Here is an 18,918-nt window from a genome sequence, read left to right on the forward strand (position 1 = left end):
TTTAATCACATTATCTTTTGTTCCCTACAATATCCAATTGCGGGGGCCCCCCCCCCCGGGGGGGGGGGGGCCGGGGGGGGGGGGGGGCGGGCGGGGGGGGGGGGGGCGGGGGCCCCCCCCCCTCCCGATGCATCGGGCTGGGATCAGCCGTGCGTGGCGGCCTTGCGGCGGCGGAGGACCAGGAGGGTCCCGGCGCCGGCGGCCAGGACGGCCGCGCCGCCGAGGGCGATCGGCAGGGTGTTCGAGTTGGCGCCGGTCTCGGCCAGGTGCGGGCCGCCGGAGGGGGAGGCGGAGGCGGCCGGGGCGGTGGCGGGCGCGGTGGCGGGCGTGGTCGGGGTGGCGGTCGGGGTGGCGCCGCCCGCACCGGCGATGTGGAACTCGCCCTGGTAGTCGTCGAGGAACTGGGTGCAGGCCTGCGGCTTGTTGTTGGCCGGGGTGGGCACCTTGTCGTTGTCGAAGGCGTCCGAGCCGGCCTCGTAGTTCGCGCCGTAGCGGCCGACCGGGGCCTTGGCGGTGGCCGCGATCCGGACCTTGTAGGTGACCTTCTCGCCCTTGGCCAGCTTGAAGTCGGGCACCCGGATGGCGCGGTCGTCGAGCTTGGCGGGCTTCCAGCCGGAGCCGGTGTCCAGCTGGACGTCGAAGAACTCGGTGCTCCACTGGACCGGGCGGTCCCCGTCGAACTCGTCGGTGACGTAGAGGCTGTTGTGGATGACCGGCAGGTCGACGCCGCTGTTGTTCTGCCAGGTCATGGTCATCTCGGCGGCCGGGCCGCCCTTGACCAGGGTGGTGCCGTACAGGCCGGTGCCGGTGACCTTGAGCAGGTTGCTCTGGTAGACGCCGCCGTGGCAGCGGTTGTCGGCCGTCGCGGTCGGGGCCGGCAGGCTCGGCAGGTTGGTCGGCTTGCCGGCGGCCGGGGTCGTCGGGGCCGGGGCGGGGGCCGACGGGGCGGTCGTGGCGGCGCTCGGGGTCGGGCTGACGGCGACGGCGCCGGCGGTGGCGGCGCCGATCGAGGCGCCGAGCGAGAGCGCCACCAGCGTGGACGCGGCCAGAAGGCGGGAAGAGCGCACGGTGAAAGGCTCCCAGTTCGGGTGAAAAGTGGCTGAAAACGGGCGACTTGGGCTGCTGGGCAAGCCATCTGCGCAGGTCGGGACGGCGTACCTTATCGCGCCGCAGTGGCTGGATTTCGACCAGGGGGCGGGCTGCCGCACTCCGGTTGCCGGGGGTGGGGGCCGGTCGGACCATGGGGGGCATGAAGCACCAGATGCGAGCCGAGTACGGCGCCGGCGGCGTGGCCGAGGGGGTGCGGCTGTGGCACGTGGTCCGGGGCGAGGAGAGCGTGGCGATGTGCGGGCGGGAGCTCGACCCGCAGGCGCGGCTGCGGGACGCGGTGGACTGGGGGAAGACCCCGGAGCTGTGCTGCCACACCTGCGGGGCGTACTTCCTGCGCGAGGCGCCGTACCTGGCGGCCGAGCACCCGTAACCCGGCCCGCCGCTCCCGGTACGGCTCCCGCTCCCGGTACGGCTACTGTGCCCGGTATGGATGAACCCCTCGTCCGGCCGCGGTCGTTGACCCGCGAGGCCGCCGGGCTGCGGGCCGGCGAACCGGCGCTGACCGAGTACGTCGACCGGCTCTGCGCGCTGGTCGAGCGGGTGGACCCGCTGATCCACGCCTTCGTGCCGGAGCCCGGGCGGCACCGGCGGCTGCGCGCGCAGGCGCTGGAGACGGCCGAGCGCCACCCGGTGCCGGACGGGCGGCCGCCGCTGTACGGGGTGGCGGTGGGCGTCAAGGACATCGTGCGGGTGGACGGACTGCCCACGCACGCCGGGTCGGCGCTGCCGCCGGGGGTGCTGGCCGGGCCGCAGGCCGTGCTGGTGGACCGGCTGCGGGCGGCGGGCGCCCTGGTCGCGGGCAAGACGGTGACCGCCGAGTTCGCGGCGAGCGCCCCCGGGCCGACCCGCAACCCGCACCACCCGGGCCACACCCCGGGCGGGTCCAGCAGCGGTTCGGCGGCGGCGGTCGCGGCCGGACTGGTCCCGCTGGCGGTCGGCGCCCAGACGGTCGGCTCGGTGATCCGCCCGGCCGCGTACTGCGGGGTGGTGGGATTCCGGCCGACGTACGGGCGGATCCCGACCGACGGCGTGCTCCCGAACGCGCCCAGCTTCGACACCGTGGGGGTGTTCACCGCCGACCTGGCGGGCGCGGCGCTGGCGGCCCCGCTGCTCTGCGACGGCTGGCGGCGCGTGGCGGACGGCCCGGAGCCGGTGCTCGGGGTGCCGGACGGGCCGTACCTGGAGCGGGCCGAACCGGCCGCGCTGCGCGCCTTCGAGGAGCAGGTGGAACGGCTGGCGGCGGCCGGGCTGACGGTACGCCGGGTCGGGCTGTTCCCGGGCTTCGCCGAGGTCGAGCGGCAGTTGCAGACCGTCAACCGGTTCGAGCTGGCCCGCAGCCACGCCGACTGGTTCGCCCGGTTCGGCGGCCTCTACCGGCCGGAGACGGCGGCGGGCATCCGGGCCGGCCAGGGCGTCGCGGCCGGGGATCGGGCGGCGGCGCTGCGGTTCCGGGAGCGGCTGCGCGAGCGGGTGGCCTCGACGGGCGCGGCGGCCGGGGTGGACCTGTGGCTGGCACCCGCGGCGACCGGCGGCGCGCCGGAGGGCCTGCACAGCACGGGCAACGCGGTGATGTCGCTGCCGTGGAGCTTCCTCGGGCGGCCGGCCCTGAGCCTGCCGGCCGGGCGCACCCCGGGCGGGCTGCCGCTGGGGCTCCAGGTGGTCGGTGCGGAGGGCGGGGACGAGTACCTGCTGGCCCGGGCCGCCCTGCTGGAACGGGTCCTGACAGGCCGTTAGGCCAGCGCCGGGTCGGCCGGGTCGGCGGCCTCGGCGCGGAGCAGGCGCAGCAGCAGGCGGCCGGCCCGGTCGTACGGGGCGGCCTCGTCGTGCAGCACGGCCTGCGAGTTGGCCGCCTCCAGGACGGCGATCAGGGCGAAGGCGAGGTCCCCGAGGTCGGTGTCCGGGTGCAGGGCGCCGGCGGCGCGGGCCCCGGCGAGGGCCTCGGTGACCGTGTCGGTCCACTCCCGGGCGCAGCCGGCCAGGGCGTCCCGGACGGCGCCGGGGCGGGCGTCGAACTCGGCGGTGACCTCGTAGAAGAAGCAGCCGCCGGGGAAGACCCGGGCCCGGGAGTAGGCGAGCCAGCTCTCGCAGAGGGCGCGGGCCCGGGCGAGGCCGGGCGGGGTGTCGGCGACCGGGGCGACGACGGCGTCGGCGAAGATCCGCCGGGCGGCGCGGACGGTGGCGAGCTGGAGCTCCTCCTTGGAGCCGAAGCCGGCGAAGACGCCGCTCTTGCTGAGGCCGAGGTCGGTGGCGAGGCGGCCGATGGAGAGGGCGTCCAGGCCCTCGACGGAGGCGATGCCGACGGCGCGGCGCAGGACTGCGCGGCGGGTCTCCTCGCCGCGCAGGACCCGTCCGTCGGTGGTCGGTCCGTCGGTGGTCGGTCCGGCCATCGCCGCTCCCCGGTCTCGTCGGTCTCGTCGCAGTGCGTGGCGTCCAGGGTAGTGCGTGGGGCCGTTCCCCGGTCCATGAAACTGCACGAACGGTCGTGCTAATATCTCGCCGCGAACGCACCCCACCCGGCCCCACCCCGCTCCAGGAACGCCCGTCCGCACCGACAGGGAGACCCGATGGACCCGGCCCAGGCACTGATCCGCACCGTCCTCAACCCCGCCGCCCGCATCGCCCCCGGAGCGGCCGGGCGGGCCGCCTTCGAGCTGTTCGCGCACCCGCTGCGGCGCAGCCGGGTCCGCCCGTCGGAACAGGAGGTCCACCGGCAGGCCGCCACCGAACGGCTCGCCGTGAACGGCAAACCGGTGGTCGGCTACCGCTGGGGCAGCGGCGAGCGGCCCGTCCTGTTGCTGCACGGCTGGCGCTCCCGGGCCTCCCGGTACGCGCCCTACGTGCCCCGGCTGCGCGAACTCGGCTTCAGCGCGATCTCCTTCGACGCCCCCGGCCACGGCGACTCCGGCGGCCGGACCACCAGCGTGCCGGAGTACCGCGAGCTGGCGCTGCGGCTCCAGGAGCGGTACGGGCCGTTCGAGGCCGTCGTCGCGCACTCGCTCGGCGTCTGCGCCGCGTTCGGGGCACTGGCGGACGGCCTGCGGGCGGACCGGCTGGCGGCGGTCTCCGGGGTGTCCTCGGTCGGCTTCTTCCCGGCCGCCTTCTGCGCCGGGCTCGGACTGGACGCCGGGGTCGAACGCGCGCTGCGGGCCAGGATCGAACGGGAGTTGTTCGACGGGGACGCCGGCGGCTGGGAGCGCTACGACGCCGCCCGCCGGACGGAGGCGGTCGACCTGCCGATCCTGGTGGTGCACGACGAGGACGACGACGTCGTCCCGCTCGGCCAGGCGCACCGGCTCCGGAAGGCCTACGGGGAACGGCTCGACCTGGTGGTCACCCGGGGGCTCGGCCACCGCAGGATCATCGCGGAACCGACCGTCGTTGATCAGGTGATCGGATTCCTGTCCGCAGGCCTGGAGGTCGCAGCCGCATGAAACTCATCGAACTGCACGCACGCGCACTGGAGTCGGCCACCGAGGTGGTCGGCGCCGTACGGCCGGAACACCTGGACCTCGCCACCCCGTGCGCGGACTGGACGCTGCGGCGACTGCTGGAGCACGAGACCGGACAGCGCCGGGGCTTCACGGCGGCGGCCCGCGGGGCCGGCCCGGACCTCGCGCTGTTCGCCGACGCCCCGGTCGGCGCGGACCCGGCGGACGCCTTCCGCCGGACCGGCGCCGAACTCACCGCCGCGTTCCGGGAGGCGGCCGAGGCCGAACGGGGGCTCTGGCTGCCCGAGATCCTCACCACCGCCCCGGTCCCGCTCGACCGGGCGGTCGGCTTCCACCTGGTCGACACCCTGGTGCACGGCTGGGACATCGCCGCCGCGCTCGGCACCCCGGACAGGCTGATCACGGCGGTGGAGGCCGACGGGGAACTACTGGCCGTCCTGGAGGCGGTGACCGAGGCCGTCCCGGACACGCCGGAGGCCCGGGCGCCGGGCAAGGCCTTCCGCCCGGGCCTGGTGCCCGGGGACGGCGGCGGCCGGTTCGCGCGCGTCCTGGCGCTGCTGGGCCGCGACCCGGCCTGGAAGGGGTAGTCGGGGGCCGGTCGGGCCGCTCGTCGACGGCCCCGGCCCGGAAGGGTCAGGGCCGGTCGGGCCGCTCGTCGGGGAAGCGCGGCCCGCCGATCATGAACAGCAGGGCGGCGGTCGGGAAGCCGAGCGAGGCGGCCAGCAACACGATGAACTGCCAGAACATCTTCCGCTCCTCGTCAGTCGCAAGCCGCCCGGACCCCGGGGGCGGACCCGAACCGGGCCGCCCCGACCGGCCGGTCCGTCCGGTCACCCTTCGAAGGTATGGCCGAAACGCCGCGGCTGCCACCGGGTGCCGGGCCCGGGCGGCGCCGTACCGGCGCACGGGTCTGTCCGCGGACCGGGGGCGGCGGCCACACTGTCGGGATGCAGCTACAGCTCGCAGGGGAAGCACGGCGGCCCGACCGCGACAGCGAGGACTTCGCGGCGGCCTCGCCGGAGGCACTGGTCCTGCTGGACGGCGCGAGTTCGCCGGCCGGCCTGGACTCCGGATGCCGGCACGGGACGGCCTGGTACGTGCGCCGGCTGGGCGTGCACCTGCTCGCCCGGCTCACCGACCGCGCGGACCGCTCGATCGCCGAGTGCCTCGCCGACGCCATCGTCGAGACGGCCGCGTTGCACGGCGGCCGCTGCGACCTGGCCCATCCCAACACGCCTGCCGCGATGGTGGTCGCGGCCCGGCGGCACGGCGAGGCGCTGGAGTACCTGGTGCTCGGCGACTCGCTGCTGGTGCTGGAGTTCCGGGACGGCCCGCCGAAGGTGATCGGGGACAACCAGCGCTTCCCCGGCGGGGAGGAGCTGCGCCGCCAGGTCTGGTCGACCGTCCCCGGCTCGGCCGAGCGGGCGGCGCTGCACCTGGAGTACGCACTGGCCGTGCGGGCCGCCCGCAACCGGGGCAGCGGCCCGTGGATCGCGGCCGCCAGCCCGCGCGCGGCCGAGCACGCCGAGACCGGCTTCGTCCCGCTGGACCGGCTGCACGCGCTGGCGGCCCTCACCGACGGCGCCTCGCGCTACACCGAGCGCTTCGGGCTGGGCAGTTGGGGCGACGTGCTGCGGCTGCTCGCCGAGTCCGGCCCGGGCGAGCTGATCGCCCAGGTCCGCGCGGTGGAGCGGGCGGACGTGACCTGCGAGCGCTGGCCGCGCGGCAAGACGCACGACGACGCCTCGGCCGTCTACGCGCTGATGTAGTCCAGCGCGCGGGCGGCCGGGGCGTCGTGCCGGGGCGTCGTACGGCGGTTGTCGTGCGGCGGTGCTGTGCGGCGGTTGTTGCACGGCGGTGCTGTGCGGCGGTGCCGCGCGGGGCCCGGCCCCGCGAGGAGGGCCCGGGCTCAGCCCGCGAGCGGGGTCGCCGCCCGGACGACCTCCTCCATCCGGCTGCCCCAGCGCATCCGCAGCCGCACCCGGGGGCCGCCGACACCGGTCGGCTCGACCTTCAGGGTGCGCTCGGCCGTCCAGCCCATGGCGCGGAACTCGCCCTCGCCGAGGTGGACCAGGGCGGCCCGGGGCTCGCCGTCCACGTCCAGCACCAGGCGGTCGCCGTCCACCCGGATCCGGCCCGCGCGGTCCTGGGAGGCGGAGACGGCGTCGGCGGTGTGCTGGTCGTCGGCCGCCGCCAGCTCCTCCGACTCGCCGTACAGGAAGGCGTCCGGAAGGTCGAACTCGCAGCCGAACGTCGGCAGTTCGGCCGGGACGAGCGGCAGTTCCGGGCGGTGGAGCAGCACGTCGGACCAGCGGACGGAGTCGTGGAACTCGGCCGGGAACAGCTCCAGCAGGCCGTGGTTGACGTAGGCGTCGATGACCATGTGGACGCGGCGCTCGGTGCCGTCGTTGCGCACCGAGTGCAGCCGGGAGAAGTCGCCGAACCAGAGCGTGCCGGGCTGCCAGGTGTGGTCCTCGCCGCCGACCGTCAGCACGGCCCGGTCGTTGGTGACCAGCGGGATGTGCAGTCGGACCCAGCCGGCCGGCAGGCCGTACGGGACGTCCCGGTGCTCGTCGACCTCGGCGCCGACGCCCAGCGACATCAGCCGCACCGCGCGCAGCTCGGTCGGCAGCGCGTCCAGGATGGCGGCCATGTACGGCGCCCGGGCCAGCCAGGAGGTGCCGGCGTAGCCGACCAGGCCGAGGCCGCCGGGGTCGGTGCGCTCGTCGCTGCCCTCGGGGCTGCGCAGCGGGAGCACCCGCCAGTCGAGCAGGGTGGCCTCGCCCGGTTCGAGGCTCTCGCCGTACGTGCGCTGGGCGGACCACTGGGTCTGCTCCAGGTCGTGCAGTTCGGCCAGCAGCCGATCGACGTCGTACTCACCCTTGAGCTGTACCGCAGCGAACGCGCCACTGGACATGGGAACCGTCTCTTTCGTGGGTCAGGGGTAGCCGGGGTCGGGTCTTCGAACTCTGCTGTCACGTTATGCGGCGAAATCCGCGTTATGCGGAGGTCCCGGGGGCAGTTTCGGCGGCAGTCGGGGCGGCTGCCGCCACCGCCGCGGGGGCCCGTCCGGCGTCCGACTGATCGTCAGGGGCCTTGTCGCGCACGGCGTCCGGGTCATCGGCCGGACGCCTGGCGTCCAGTTCGCGCCAGTGCGGGCGCAGTGCGGGCAGGACGGTGCTGGCCAGGTAGAGCCCGGCGCAGGCGAACAGCACCGGGACCAGGCCGGCCGCGGTGACGGCGGCACCGGCCAGCATCGGGCCGAGCGGGATGCCGGCCGAGCCGACCGAGTCGGTCAGCGCGGAGACCCGGCCGAGCAGCGGACGCGGGATCCGTTCCAGCATCACCGCGTTGAGGATCGGGTTGACGAAGCCGATCGCCAGGCCGTCGCCGAGCGCGACCACCAGGACCACCCAGAGCGGCAGGTGGAAGGCCATCACCAGGAACCTCGGCGGACCGGCGATCAGGAAGGCGATCACGTACGTCGGACGGCGCTTCAGCTTCGCCGCGAAGGCGGTGGCGAGTGCCGAGCCGCCGACCGCGGCGATGCCGAACACCGAGCCCAGGGCGCCGATCGCGGCCGGACCGCCGCCGATCTCCTTCGCCCAGACCGGGATCAGCAGCGAGCCGTACGCCGCGTCGACCAGGTTGGTGACGCTGAGCATCACCGCGATCGAGCGCAGCAGCCGGTCCTTGCGCAGGAACCGGACGCCCGTCCGGAGCTGGTCGAGGTAGCGCTCCGACCCGCCCTCCGCGTCTTGCTCCCGCGTGCTCTCCTCGGCGCGCCGCAGCCGGCCGCCGCCGCGCGGGCCGGTGAGCGCGATCAGGGCGGCGGAGGCCACGAAGCACAGGGCGTTGGCGGTCATCGCCCACAGCGGGCTGAGCACGGCGATCAGGGCGCCCGCCGCGGCCGGGCCGGCGGTGCCGGCGAGCCGCTCCAGGGTGCCGACCAGTCCGCTGGCCCGCTCCAGTGGGATCCCGGCCTGCTCGGCGACCTCGGGGGTCATGGTGCGCTTGGCGACGTCCCCCGGGCCGCGGGCGACGCCGATGGCCGCCGAGAGGACCAGCAGCACCCCGTACGGCAGGGCGTCCAGCCAGTAGCAGAGCGGGACCAGGCCCACCACGACCGCGCTGACCAGGTCGGCGAAGACCGCGAAGGGGCGGGAGCCGACCTTGTCGATCAGCGGGCCCGCGAGGGCCTTGCCGATCACCAGCGGCACCGCCTCGCAGAAGGCGACCAGCCCGGTCTGGGCGGCGCTGCCGCTGGTCACCAGGACCAGCCAGGGCAGCGCGATCATCGTCAGCCGGGTGCCGAACAGCGAGACGGTGTACGCGGCGAGCAGCCCGTGCAGCGAGGTGCGGCGGCCCTTGGGGGCCGAGGCGTCCGCGGGGGGCTTCCGGGAGGGCATGGCGGTCCTTTCGTCACTCGGGGTGGTGCGAGGAGGCCTGGGCGGACGCCTGGTCGGCGGGTCGGTCGGCCGACTGCTCCGCGCCCGGCTCCGCCGGCCGGTCGACACGGTGGTCGTCGGCACGGTGCTCGTCGGCACAGCGGTCGTCGGCGGGCCGGCCGGCGGGCGGCCCGGTGAGCGCGCCGGGGCGGGGGAAGGCCTGGAGCTGCAGGACGACCGGGGCGGTCTTCGGGTCCTCCTCGGCGGTCTCCGGGTCGGCGCGGTGGTAGCGGCCGATCACCTCGAAGAGGTCGGCGACCAGCGCGGCCAGTTCGTCGGAGGTCAGCCGCAGCGCGAAGTCGCTGGTGCTGCTGGCCTCCCGCCACTCGGCGGGCAGCAGGTGCATCTCGGCCACCGCCGCGCGGGTCTGCTCGGCGTAGTAGTCGGCGACGCTCTGCAGGTAGGCGCCGGCCAGTGCGGCGGACTCGACGTCGGCGAAGTCCTCGGTGTGCAGCCGGGTGGTCTGGTGCGCGGCCCGCCACCAGCGCTCGCGGCCGGACGGGCGCGGGTCGGGCTCGGCGAAGCCGTACGCGGCCAGCTGGCGGACGTGGTAGCTGGCCGAGGCCGTGCTGACCCCCGCGCTCTCCGCCAGCCGGGTGACGGTGGCGGGCCCGTCGCTCCGCAGCAGGCCGAGCAGCTTGACCCGCAGGGGGTGGGCCAGACCGCGCAGGCTGCGCGCGTCCAGGACCACCTCGCCGCCCGGGTTGGGGCCCAGGGGCCAGGGGCGGTCGGCGGGTGCGGGGTGTCGCGCGGCGTTGCTCATGACAGCAGCGTAGGTTCCCAAGACTTCTTTGCCAAGACTTCTTTGCCAAGGAGTCTTGGGAAAGCGTTCGGCTTGTTCCGGAGGGGTGGTACGGGCACGGCGCGCCGCCCCGGCCGCCGTGACGGGCGGGCGGGACGACGCGCCGTGGGGTGCCTTCTCAGGAGGCCAGCAGGGCCGCCTCCCGGGCCAGGTCGCGCAGCCGCGGGTGCTGGTAGACCAGCCGGCTCGGGATCACCACGCCGAGCTGCCGCTTGAGGTTCGCCACCACCCGCAGGGCCATCAGCGAGTGGCCGCCGAGCGCGAAGAAGTCGTCGGTGGCGAGCACCCGCTCGCGGCCCAGTACCTCCTGCCAGGCCTGGGCGACCGTCTCCTCGAACTCGCCCGTCGGCAGCGCCTCGGCGGACTCGCCGCCGTCGGGCACCGCCTCGACGGCCGGGTCCGGCAGCGCCGCCCGGTCCACCTTCCCGCCCACCGCCAGCGGCAGCTCCGCCAGCTCGGTCAGCGAGGGCAGCATGTACGCCGGGAGCCGGGCCGCCAGGTGCTCCCGGAGCCCGACGAGGTCCAGCGCGGCACCCGGGCGCGGGACGGCGTAGCCGGCCAGCGTGGCCCCGGTCGGGTCCGGACGCAGCACCACGACCGCCGCCGCGACCGCCGGGTGGTCCGTCAACGCCGCCTCGATCTCGCCGAGTTCGACCCGGAAGCCGTTCACCTTGACCTGGTGGTCCACCCGGCCGAGGTAGTCCAGGTTGCCGTCCGGGCGGCGGCGCACCCGGTCGCCGGTGCGGTACATCCGGCTGCCGGGCGGGCCGGACGGCGCGGCGACGAAGCGCTCGGCGGTGAGCCCCGGGCGGTTGCGGTAGCCCTGGGCGAGGCCCGCGCCGGTGAGGTACAGCTCGCCCTCCTCGGCGGGCCGCAGCCCGTCGTCCAGCACGTGGGCGCCCACGTTCGGCAGCGGGGTGCCGATGTGCGGGGTGCCGTCGGTGACCCAGCCGGCCGTGGCGTCCACGGTGCACTCGGTGGGGCCGTACAGGTTCACCGCCCGGACGGTGCCCCGCTCGGCGAGGGCCGCCAGGTCCGTCCACATCGCCGGCGGCACGGCCTCGCCGCCGATGAACAGCCGCAGCGGGCGGTCGGCGAGCCGCTCGGCGGCGGCCGCCACCTGGTCGCGCAGGGCGGTCCAGTGCGCCGGGGTGGTGTCCAGGTCGGTGGCGTCGTGCGCCAGCAGGTAGGCGGCCAGCGCCTCCGGCTCGGCGCGCAGCTCGTCGGTGAGCAGCAGCAGTGCGTCGCCGCGGCAGACCCGGGCCCACTGCTGGACGGAGGCGTCGAAGGAGACGCTCGCGTTCCAGGCGACCCGGCCGGGGGTGTCCCGGTAGATCCCGCGCGCCTCCAGGGCGCCCAGCAGCTGGGCGACGCCGCCGCGCGTCACCGTGACGCCCTTGGGGCGGCCGGTGGAGCCCGAGGTGTAGATGACGTACGCCGGGGCGGCGGGCGGCACCGGCACCGGCGGCACCGGGCGCGCGGCGGCGTCCGGCGCCACCACCCGTACCTCCGGCGCCCAGGAGTGCCCGCCCCCGGCGGCGATCACCACGGTGATACCGGCGTCCGCGACCACGTGGTCGAGCCGCTCGGCCGGGTGGGCCGGGTCGAGCGGGACGTACGCGGCGCCGGTGCGCCACACCGCGAGCAGCGCGGCGACCAGTTCGGTGCCGCGGGTCAGGCTGACGCCCACCGCGGTGCCGGGGCGGACCCCGGCGGCGGCCAGCGCGGCGGCCAACCCGCCTGCCCGGCTGTCGAGTTCGGCGAAGGACAGCCGGTCGCCGGCGGGCGTGGTGACCGCGGTGCGCGCCGGGTGGGCGGCGACCGCCTCCAGGAAGCGCAGCAGCGGATCGGTGGTGGCCTCGGGAGCCGGGGCTGCCGGGGCGGCCGCGGCGGCGTCGGTCAGGCCGGTCGAACTCGATTGCATCGAAGGCTCCTTGGACTACAGCGGGGTGGGCTGGAGGGACGCCGCGCCCGCCGGGACGGCCGGATCGCAGTCGGCCAGGGCGACCGGCTCGCCCATCGCGACGACGATCTTCCGGTCGCCGCGGAACGGGTCCCGGCCGTGCGCGGTCAGGATGTTGTCGACCAGCAGCAGGTCGCCCGGCTGCCAGGTCTCGCGCACGGTCGCGCGCTCGTAGGCGGCGTCCATCAGCGCGGCCTCCTCGGCGGTCAGCGGGGTGCCGTCGCCGAGCGAGGTGTTGAAGGGCAGGCCGTCCGGGCCGAACTCGCCGACCAGCACGTCCCGGATGTCCGGGTCCAGCGACCACTCGCTCCAGAACGCGACGTGGTTGAACCAGACCTCCTCGCCGGTGCCGGGGTGGCGGATCAGGGCCGGGCGCAGCTGGCGGGTGCGCAGCGTGCCGTCCTCGTCCCACCGGCAGCTGATCCCGTTGTCGGCGCAGTACTTCTCCACGTCCGCGCGGGAGTCGGTGGCGAAGGTGGTGCGCCAGTCGAGCGAGATGTGCTCGCCGTAGGTGCGGGTGAGCGCCCAGCCCTCGGCGCGGAAGCGGGCCACCAGCTCGGGCGGCAGCTCGGCGAGGACCTTGCGGACGTCGGCCACCGGGGTGGCGCCGCCCTGCTCGGGGGCGGTCAGGCAGCAGAACAGCAGCAGCCCCGGGAAGGTCAGGGTGTAGCTGTTCTCGTTGTGCATCCGGATCGCCTGGGACGGCGGCAGGTCGGTGGAGGAGAAGACGTCGTCGCCGAAGTCGCTGCGCGGGGTGGCCTTCTCCTGGTACTTGGCGCGGGCGGCGAACAGCGCGTCGCGGACGGCGGCGAAGTCGCCGGCGGCGGCGATCGGCAGCCCGTGCACGTACAGCGAACCGTGCCGGGCCAGCACCTCGCGCAGCTCGGCGTGGTGCTCGCGCACCCAGTCGGCGGCCTGCTCGGCGGTGGACAGCCCCTCGACCACGGTCCGCACCGGCCGGCCGGGCGCCTCGGTCCAGTGCAGCGTCATGACCTCTCCTCTCGGGACTCCTGCGATTCCTGCGACTCCTGTGGGACCTGCGACTCCTGCGGGACCTGCGACTCCTGCGGGCGCGGCGCGAACCGCTCGGGCAGCGCCTCCCAGAGCTCCTGGTGGTAGAAGTGGCCGCCGGGCAGCCGGTCCACCCGCAGCTCGCCGCGCACGCAGCGCGCCCACTGCTCGGCGACGGCCGGCTCGATCACCGCGTCGTCCTCGCCGTACAGCACCTGGACGGGCATGCCGACGGAGACGCCGGGGGCGGGCCGGTAGGAGTCCCGGACGACGATGTCGGCGCGCATCAGCTCGACCGCCATCTCGCTCAGGTCGGCGTCCGCCAGGACGTACTCGGGCAGCAGGCCGATCTCCCGCATCCAGTCGAGCAGCCGCCCGTCGGCGTCCTCGATCCGCGGGAAGCGGTCGCGCTCGGTGACGCCGCGGTCGGGGGCGTTGCAGGAGGAGACGATCAGCCGGGCCGGGGCGTGCGCGCCGCGCGCCTCCAGCCGGGCGGCCACGTCGTAGGCCATCCAGCCGCCCATGCTGTGCCCGAACAGGGTGTACGGGCGGCCGTCGGCGGCGCGCAGCACCGACTCGGCGGCGTCCTCGGCGAGTTCGTCCCAGGTGGCGGCGAAGGGCTCGGCGAAGCGGCCCTCCCGGCCCGGGTAGCAGACCAGGGCGAGCTCGGTGGAGCCGTCGACCAGGTCGAGCCAGTTGCGGTACGGTCCGGTCCCCCCGCCGCAGAAGGCGAGGCAGACCAGGGCGTGGCCGGCGTCCGGCAGCGGGGCCGGGCGGACCACCCTCGGGTCCTGCAACAGCTGTGCGCTCATGACTGGTTGGCCACCTCGTCCATCGCGCGGCGCAGGCTCGCCGGGCGCATGTCGGTCCAGGTCCGCTCGATGTACTCCAGGCACGCCGGGCGGCTGTCCACGCCGTGCACCGCGCGCCAGCCCGTCGGCACCGCGATCTGGGCGGGCCACAGGGAGTGCTGGTCCTCGTCGTTGGCGAGGACCAGGTACTGGCCCTCCTCGTTCTCGAAGGGGTTGGCCATCAGTCCGGTCCCTCTCTCGATGGGGTGTCTGGGGATGGGGTGGGCGGGGTGGTTCCGAGCGTAGGAGCGGGCGGCGGCCCGGCCCGGCAGTCGTCCCGGCGGGTGCCGGGCAGTTTCGGGGCCGCCCGGGAGGCCGGCGGGGCGCCGGCGGCGCGCGCCGCGGGCGGCGGGCTCAGGCATCGGCGGGCGGCGGGCGCCGGGGCCTCAGCGGGCGACGGGCTCCGGCAGCCGCTCGGCGCTCCACTGCGCGGCGTCCGGGTGCCAGAGGTCCTCCGGGCCCAGGTCGGCCGGCCGGTACTTGCCCAACGCGCTGGTGAGCAGCCGCAGTTCGAGCGCCATCGCCTGCACCAGCCGCTCCAGCCCGGCCTGCGGGTCCTCGTCCACGGCGAGCAGCGCGGCCCGGCCGAGGCCGACCGCGGTGGCCCCGGCGGCCAGCGCCTTGACGGCGCGCGAGCCCTCCCACATCCGGCCGCTGGCGAGCAGGCACTGCCCCGGTGCCGGGCGGACCCGGCGCAGGCACTCGGCGAGCGGCAGCCCGACCGAGCCGAGGAAGGAGACCGGCGCCCAGCCGGAGCCGCCCTCGGCGCCGTCCACCGTCACCGCGTCGGCGCCGGCAGCCCAGGCGGTCGCGGCGGCCTCCCGGACGTCCCGGGACGGCGGCAGCTTCACCCAGATCCGGGCCCGGGGGAAGTTGTTGCGCATCAGCCGGACCTGGTGGGCCAGGATCTCCTCGGTGAAGGTGCCCGGGCAGCTGGACCGCAGCACCGTGCGCTCGCCGTCCCCGCCGTCCGGCAGCAGGGGCTCCACCGCGTACTGCTGCTCCAGCCGGCGCGCGGACTCCCGGTCCACCAGGGTCATCCCGCCGAGCCCGGGCTTGGCACCCTGCCCGACCTTCAACTCGAAGGCCAGCCGCCCGGATTCGAGCAGCGGCTGGACCGAGGTGTCGCTGTAGATCAGGTTCCAGATCTCCGCGTCGGCGTCCTCGGTGGACTGCTGGACGACGATGCCCCCGCCCGGGCCGGCCAGCTCGTCCTGGTACGCCGCGATCCGGCCGAGCAGGGTCCGGCCCTCCTTCTCGCCGAGCCGCCCGGTGCCGTTGACCGGGCCGACGTTCTCCCCGATCACCATCGGGACGCCCAGCCGGGCGGCCTGCCGGCCGGCCGCGATCCCGAGGTCCCGGCTGGCCACCTGGGTCGAGCCGAACGCCGAGACGTACAGCGGCAGCGCGGAGGAGAACCCGCCGACCGGGGTGGCCAGTTCGACGTCCTGGTAGAGCGGCTCCCGGCCCAGCTCGATCAGCTTCTCCAGGCGCAGCGGCATGAACGCGGGCGGCACCAGCCGGGTGGCGTCCAGCACGTCCCCGCCCTCGCCCGGGGCCGGCTGCGCGGCGCCGAACAGCTCGTGCCCGTAGGCCGCCGCGGGCGGGAACACCTGCCCCGCGCCGTCCCGGGCCCGGGCCCGGACCTGCTCCTGCGGGTACCCGCCGGCGTGCAGCGAACTCATCGAAGTCATCTCCTCGTACGTGTCGCCGGCTACGCGCCGGCCTCGGCGAGCTGTCCCAGGTCCACCCGGGACACCACGTGGTGCAGGGCGTCCAGCAGCCCGCTGCTGGTCAGCGCGGCGGTCGGGCGCGGGGTCACCAGGTGTCCCAGGGGCATCGCCCCGATCGAGCTCCAGGCCAGCCGGCCGCGTTCGTCGATGTAGGTGGCGGTGTTCCCGGCGTTGTCCGGGTGCAGGCAGTACGGGACGTCCAGCCAGCCGCGCGCGAACGCCTCGACCAGCCCGGCCCCGATGTCCTCGCCCAGGCAGAGCACGGCCTCGACCAGCGCCCTGGCCTGCGCGTACACCTCGTTGTCGGTCTCGCCGCGCAGCGCTGGCCGGGGCCGGGTGAGCCGCGCGGTGCGGGCCGAGCCCTCCAGCGCCTCGACGTTGTGGGCGACGGTGGGGATCCGGTACGCCTCGACCGCCGTCTTGACGATCAGCCGCTCGGCGCCGGTGCGCACCGCCAGCCGCACCGCCCGGTCCTGGAGCGCCCGGGCACCGGTGGGGGTGCGCGGGTAGACGCCCATGTAGGTGTAGATGACGACGTGCCAGTCGATCCCGGGCAGCAGCTCGGCGGCCAGTGAGCGCAGCGCCCGCACCGCCTCCTCGTCCTGCTCCTCGTCGATCTGCTGGGCGTAGCTGAGCGAGACGCTGGTCAGCCCGTGCTGGGCGAAGAACAGGCATTCCAGGACGGACAGTGCCACCAGCATCGACGGCGGGCAGAGCTGGCCCATCATGCAGCCGCCGAAGGACTCCAGGTGCGGCCGCTGCCCGGGCGACCCGGCGGCGGCGAGCAGCCGGCAGGACTCCTCCCAGTTGCGGACCGACTCGGCGATCGGGGTGCGGCTGTACGGGAGGCAGTAGGAGACCGGGCCGCCCTCGGTGGCGTGCAGGCCGGAGGCGGCCAGGGCCCTGATGATCTCCTGCGGTGCGGCCGAACCGTGCCGCACCTGGACCGGGAAGTCGGTGGAGACCACGCCGTCCAGCATCTGCCGGGTGGCCTCGGGCCCGTGGGTGACGATGGGGTAGCCGTTGAGGTCCACCCCCTCCTCGACGGCGCGGCGGGCGGAGGCGAGGTCGCCCACCCGGGTGTAGCTGTCCAGGGTCAGGGTGCCCACGGTGGTGGCGTCGGCGCCGCGGGTGGCCAGCAGCCCGTGCCGCATCCTGGCGCGGGTGCCGAAGCCCATCCGCGGCTGGACGACCAGCTCGGGGGCGGCGCGCACGAACGACCCGAAGTCGACCGTCCAGGCCATCAGACCTGCACCCGCGCCGCGAGCCGGTCCACGAAGCCGCGGAACGGCAGGATGCCCTCGCTGTCCTCGAAGACCGCGTCGAAGCCCGCTTCGCGCAGCCGGGGAGCCCAGGCGGAGGCGCTGCCCGCGGTGCCGAGCTTGCCGCCGATCACCGCGGGCAGGGCGGCCAGCTCCGGGACGGCCCGGAACGCGCGGATCAGCCGCAGGCCGTCGTTGGCGCCGTGGCCGTTCACGCTGCTCACCACGAGGAGGTCGGGGCGCAGCCGGGAGCACTCGTCGACCACCAGCCGGTCGGGGACGCAGGCACCGAGGTTGGTCACCTCGTGGCCCCACTCCTTCAGCAGGTGCTCCAGGTAGATGAGGTTCCAGGTGTGCGAGTCGGACGAGGTCGTCGTCACCAGTGTGTGCATCGGGGTTTCCGAATCTCCCGTTGAGGGGGGTCAGTTAGGGGGCGGTGGCCAGGGCGGTGCCCCAGTCGGAGGTGGTGGCGCCGGCGGTCTCGCCGCCGTCGACCACCAGCTCCTGACCGGTGAGGAACCGGGCCTCCGGTGAGGCCAGGTAGTGGAAGGCGGCCGCGATCTCGGTCGGGTCGGCGTGCCGCCCGGCCGGGATCCTGGCGTTGGTGTCGGCGAGCATCTCCCCGGTGTACTCGGCCAGTTGCATCGGGGTGAGGACGGCGCCCGGGCTGACGCAGGCCACCCGGACCAGCGGGGCGAGCTCCATCGCGAAGGTCTGGGTGAGCGCGACGATCCCGGCCTTGGTGGCGTTGTAGTCGGCGTAGCGCGGGTAGCCGCGGCGGCCGTTGACCGAGGCGGTGGCGAGCAGCACGCCGCCGCCCTCGACGGCCATGATCCGGGCGGCGGCCTGCCACAGGCCCAGCACGCCGAGCAGGTTGACGTCGGTGATCCGCCGGGCGTCGGCCTCCTCGATGTCCAGGACGCCGTGCCGGACGCTGATCCCGGCGTTGGCGATCACCACGTCCAGCCGTCCGGTCTCCTCCCGGACCTGCCGCACGGCCGCCTGGACGGCGGCCCAGTCGGCGGTGTCCGCCTTGAGCCAGCGCACCTCGGAGGTCCCGGAGGCCTGCGGTGCCTCCGGCGTCCCCGGGGCCGCGGGGGCTTGCGGAGCGGCGATGTCCAGGTTGAAGACGCGGTCCCCGGAGCGGGCGAAGCGGGCGGCGGTGGCCTGGCCGATGCCGCTGGAGGCGCCGGAGACGATGACGGTACGCAAGCGGAACTCCTGTGTGAGGATGGGAGGTCGGTCGGGGCGGATCAGTACAGGACGCGGTTGCCGCCGGGCAGCAGGCCGGCCGCGCCGGACTGGGCGGCCTTGCGCAGGTCACGGCTGACGATCATGCGCTTGAGCCAGCGGTCGGTGCCGTCGTAGCGGGCCTCGAACGCCTTGCGGCCGTGCACCGCGAGGTAGTTGTCGACGACCAGCACGCTGCCCTGCTCGATCACCACCGAGTGCTGCACCCGCTCCAGCTCGGCCATCAGCGCGTGCAGCGCCTGCTCGGCGCCGGGCCGGTCGGCGGCGCAGCGCATGAACGGCAGGTCGACCCGCAGGTACGGGCGGTCGCGGTCGCCGAACAGCACCGGTACCGCGACCGGGTTGCGCTGCATCTCCTCGGCCCGGGCCAGCGCCGGGTGATCGGGGTGGCGCAGCTTGAGCTGCCGGACGTGCTCGTCGTCCGGCATGATCTGGAAGTCCGGGCGGAACAGCGCCTGCCAGTCCTCCTCGGCGAGCTTCACGTCCCGCACCGAGGCGAGGATGGTCGGCACCCGGTCGTGGTTGCGGACCCCGAACAGCAGCAGGTAGTCGCAGCGGCCCGGGTGGAAGCCGTCCTCGGTGTGGAACTCCAGCAGGGTCTGGCTGCCGTGGCCGCTCTGGCGCACCTCGTCGCCCTGGATCGGCAGGATGTTCTGGATCACGCGGCCGAGCTGGAGGGTGGAGAAGGTGAACGGGTCGCCCAGCGCGGTGCCGCACATGGCGAGGAAGAGCTCCTGCTCCAGGGTGGCCTGCTGGTCGGCCTCCTCCCAGTGCCCCGGGGTGGGGCCGGCGGCGGTGTCGTCCACCGGGAAGCCGTGGATGACCAGGCCGGCGGCGGACTCGGTGCGGCGGAACTCCTCCAGGAAGGTGCGCAGCCGGGGCGGCAGCCCGTGGTCGGCGAAGCGGTGCCGGAGGTCGTCGTAGGCGCGGGGGGCGGTCGGGTCGGTGAACGTGTCGGCGAGCCGGGCCGCGCCCGCTCTGATCTGCGCGACTTCGGCGGCGGACAACTCGTACTGGGCGATGGTTTCTTCGAACATG

Annotated in this window: 19 protein-coding genes; 5 read left to right on the forward strand and 14 right to left on the reverse strand. The window is 75.3% G+C overall.

Features of this window, described 5'->3' with window-relative positions; genetic code table 11:
- Window positions 1-143: 143 nt before the first annotated feature.
- Window positions 144-1,067, reverse strand: a complete 924-nt coding sequence (locus tag ACFQ6N_RS03005) for an LAETG motif-containing sortase-dependent surface protein (protein WP_380646465.1) — start codon at window positions 1,065-1,067, stop codon at window positions 144-146.
- A 182-nt stretch (window positions 1,068-1,249) separates the two neighbouring features.
- On the opposite strand from ACFQ6N_RS03005, the gene ACFQ6N_RS03010 reads away from it, so the two are divergent.
- Together ACFQ6N_RS03010 and ACFQ6N_RS03015 are read left to right on the forward strand one after the other, a co-directional pair.
- The gene (locus ACFQ6N_RS03010; protein WP_380646466.1) at window positions 1,250-1,480 is read left to right on the forward strand and encodes a hypothetical protein; all 231 of its coding nucleotides are present in this window, start codon (window positions 1,250-1,252) and stop codon (window positions 1,478-1,480) included.
- A 56-nt stretch (window positions 1,481-1,536) separates the two neighbouring features.
- A complete protein-coding gene (locus ACFQ6N_RS03015) occupies window positions 1,537-2,844 on the forward strand; it encodes an amidase (RefSeq protein ID WP_380646467.1) in 1,308 nt (435 codons plus the stop codon).
- Here ACFQ6N_RS03015 and ACFQ6N_RS03020 read toward each other — a convergent pair.
- Entirely contained in the window at window positions 2,841-3,497 is a 657-nt protein-coding gene (locus ACFQ6N_RS03020) for a TetR/AcrR family transcriptional regulator (RefSeq protein ID WP_380646468.1), read from the reverse strand. The two genes, ACFQ6N_RS03015 and ACFQ6N_RS03020, sit on opposite strands and share 4 nt — an antisense overlap.
- 177 nt (window positions 3,498-3,674) lie before the next feature.
- On the opposite strand from ACFQ6N_RS03020, the gene ACFQ6N_RS03025 reads away from it, so the two are divergent.
- The 3 genes from ACFQ6N_RS03025 to ACFQ6N_RS03035 all read left to right on the forward strand — a co-directional run bounded on the left by ACFQ6N_RS03025 (window position 3,675) and on the right by ACFQ6N_RS03035 (window position 6,328).
- Complete coding sequence (locus ACFQ6N_RS03025; protein WP_380646470.1) at window positions 3,675-4,541, forward strand: alpha/beta hydrolase; 867 nt, start codon at window positions 3,675-3,677, stop codon at window positions 4,539-4,541.
- Window positions 4,538-5,146: a TIGR03086 family metal-binding protein gene (locus tag ACFQ6N_RS03030; protein ID WP_380646471.1), complete on the forward strand. Its 609-nt coding sequence runs from the start codon at window positions 4,538-4,540 to the stop codon at window positions 5,144-5,146. Before ACFQ6N_RS03025 ends, ACFQ6N_RS03030 begins: the two co-directional genes overlap by 4 nt.
- A gap of 360 nt (window positions 5,147-5,506) precedes the next feature.
- Window positions 5,507-6,328, forward strand: coding sequence for a protein phosphatase 2C domain-containing protein (locus tag ACFQ6N_RS03035; RefSeq protein ID WP_380646472.1), 822 nt, complete (start codon window positions 5,507-5,509; stop codon window positions 6,326-6,328).
- Between the two features lie 140 nt (window positions 6,329-6,468).
- Here ACFQ6N_RS03035 and ACFQ6N_RS03040 read toward each other — a convergent pair whose 3' ends face one another.
- The 12 genes from ACFQ6N_RS03040 to gntD all read right to left on the reverse strand — a co-directional run bounded on the left by ACFQ6N_RS03040 (window position 6,469) and on the right by gntD (window position 18,917).
- On the reverse strand, window positions 6,469-7,476 hold the full coding sequence (locus ACFQ6N_RS03040; RefSeq protein ID WP_380646474.1) for an aspartyl/asparaginyl beta-hydroxylase domain-containing protein: 1,008 nt from the start codon (window positions 7,474-7,476) through the stop codon (window positions 6,469-6,471).
- Between the two features lie 82 nt (window positions 7,477-7,558).
- The gene (locus ACFQ6N_RS03045) at window positions 7,559-8,968 is read right to left on the reverse strand and encodes an MFS transporter (protein ID WP_380646476.1); all 1,410 of its coding nucleotides are present in this window, start codon (window positions 8,966-8,968) and stop codon (window positions 7,559-7,561) included.
- Window positions 8,969-8,981: 13 nt separating this feature from the next.
- Window positions 8,982-9,770 (reverse strand): ArsR/SmtB family transcription factor, encoded by a 789-nt coding sequence (locus ACFQ6N_RS03050; protein WP_380646477.1) that lies wholly within the window; start codon window positions 9,768-9,770, stop codon window positions 8,982-8,984.
- 157 nt (window positions 9,771-9,927) lie between these two features.
- The gene (locus tag ACFQ6N_RS03055) at window positions 9,928-11,733 is read right to left on the reverse strand and encodes a non-ribosomal peptide synthetase (RefSeq protein ID WP_380646478.1); all 1,806 of its coding nucleotides are present in this window, start codon (window positions 11,731-11,733) and stop codon (window positions 9,928-9,930) included.
- A 15-nt stretch (window positions 11,734-11,748) separates the two neighbouring features.
- Entirely contained in the window at window positions 11,749-12,762 is a 1,014-nt protein-coding gene (locus ACFQ6N_RS03060) for a TauD/TfdA family dioxygenase (protein ID WP_380646480.1), read from the reverse strand.
- Complete coding sequence (locus ACFQ6N_RS03065; protein WP_380646481.1) at window positions 12,759-13,595, reverse strand: thioesterase II family protein; 837 nt, start codon at window positions 13,593-13,595, stop codon at window positions 12,759-12,761. Before ACFQ6N_RS03065 ends, ACFQ6N_RS03060 begins: the two co-directional genes overlap by 4 nt.
- Window positions 13,592-13,816 carry an MbtH family protein gene (locus ACFQ6N_RS03070; protein ID WP_380646482.1) on the reverse strand — a complete coding sequence of 75 codons (225 nt, stop codon included), beginning with the start codon at window positions 13,814-13,816 and terminating at the stop codon, window positions 13,592-13,594. Before ACFQ6N_RS03070 ends, ACFQ6N_RS03065 begins: the two co-directional genes overlap by 4 nt.
- A 204-nt stretch (window positions 13,817-14,020) precedes the next feature.
- Complete coding sequence (locus ACFQ6N_RS03075; RefSeq protein ID WP_380646484.1) at window positions 14,021-15,319, reverse strand: glutamate synthase-related protein; 1,299 nt, start codon at window positions 15,317-15,319, stop codon at window positions 14,021-14,023.
- Between the two features lie 29 nt (window positions 15,320-15,348).
- A complete protein-coding gene (locus tag ACFQ6N_RS03080) occupies window positions 15,349-16,611 on the reverse strand; it encodes a methylaspartate mutase (RefSeq protein WP_380646485.1) in 1,263 nt (420 codons plus the stop codon).
- Window positions 16,611-17,021 (reverse strand): cobalamin B12-binding domain-containing protein, encoded by a 411-nt coding sequence (locus tag ACFQ6N_RS03085; RefSeq protein ID WP_380646486.1) that lies wholly within the window; start codon window positions 17,019-17,021, stop codon window positions 16,611-16,613. Before ACFQ6N_RS03085 ends, ACFQ6N_RS03080 begins: the two co-directional genes overlap by 1 nt.
- Before the next feature lie 34 nt (window positions 17,022-17,055).
- Window positions 17,056-17,841 (reverse strand): SDR family NAD(P)-dependent oxidoreductase, encoded by a 786-nt coding sequence (locus ACFQ6N_RS03090; RefSeq protein ID WP_380646487.1) that lies wholly within the window; start codon window positions 17,839-17,841, stop codon window positions 17,056-17,058.
- Between the two features lie 41 nt (window positions 17,842-17,882).
- Window positions 17,883-18,917 (reverse strand): guanitoxin biosynthesis L-enduracididine beta-hydroxylase GntD, encoded by a 1,035-nt coding sequence (gene gntD / locus ACFQ6N_RS03095; RefSeq protein WP_380646489.1) that lies wholly within the window; start codon window positions 18,915-18,917, stop codon window positions 17,883-17,885.
- Window position 18,918: the final 1 nt, after the last annotated feature.

Origin of the sequence: Kitasatospora sp. NPDC056446, from assembly GCF_042796115.1 — a bacterium.
Lineage (GTDB): Bacteria > Actinomycetota > Actinomycetes > Streptomycetales > Streptomycetaceae > Kitasatospora.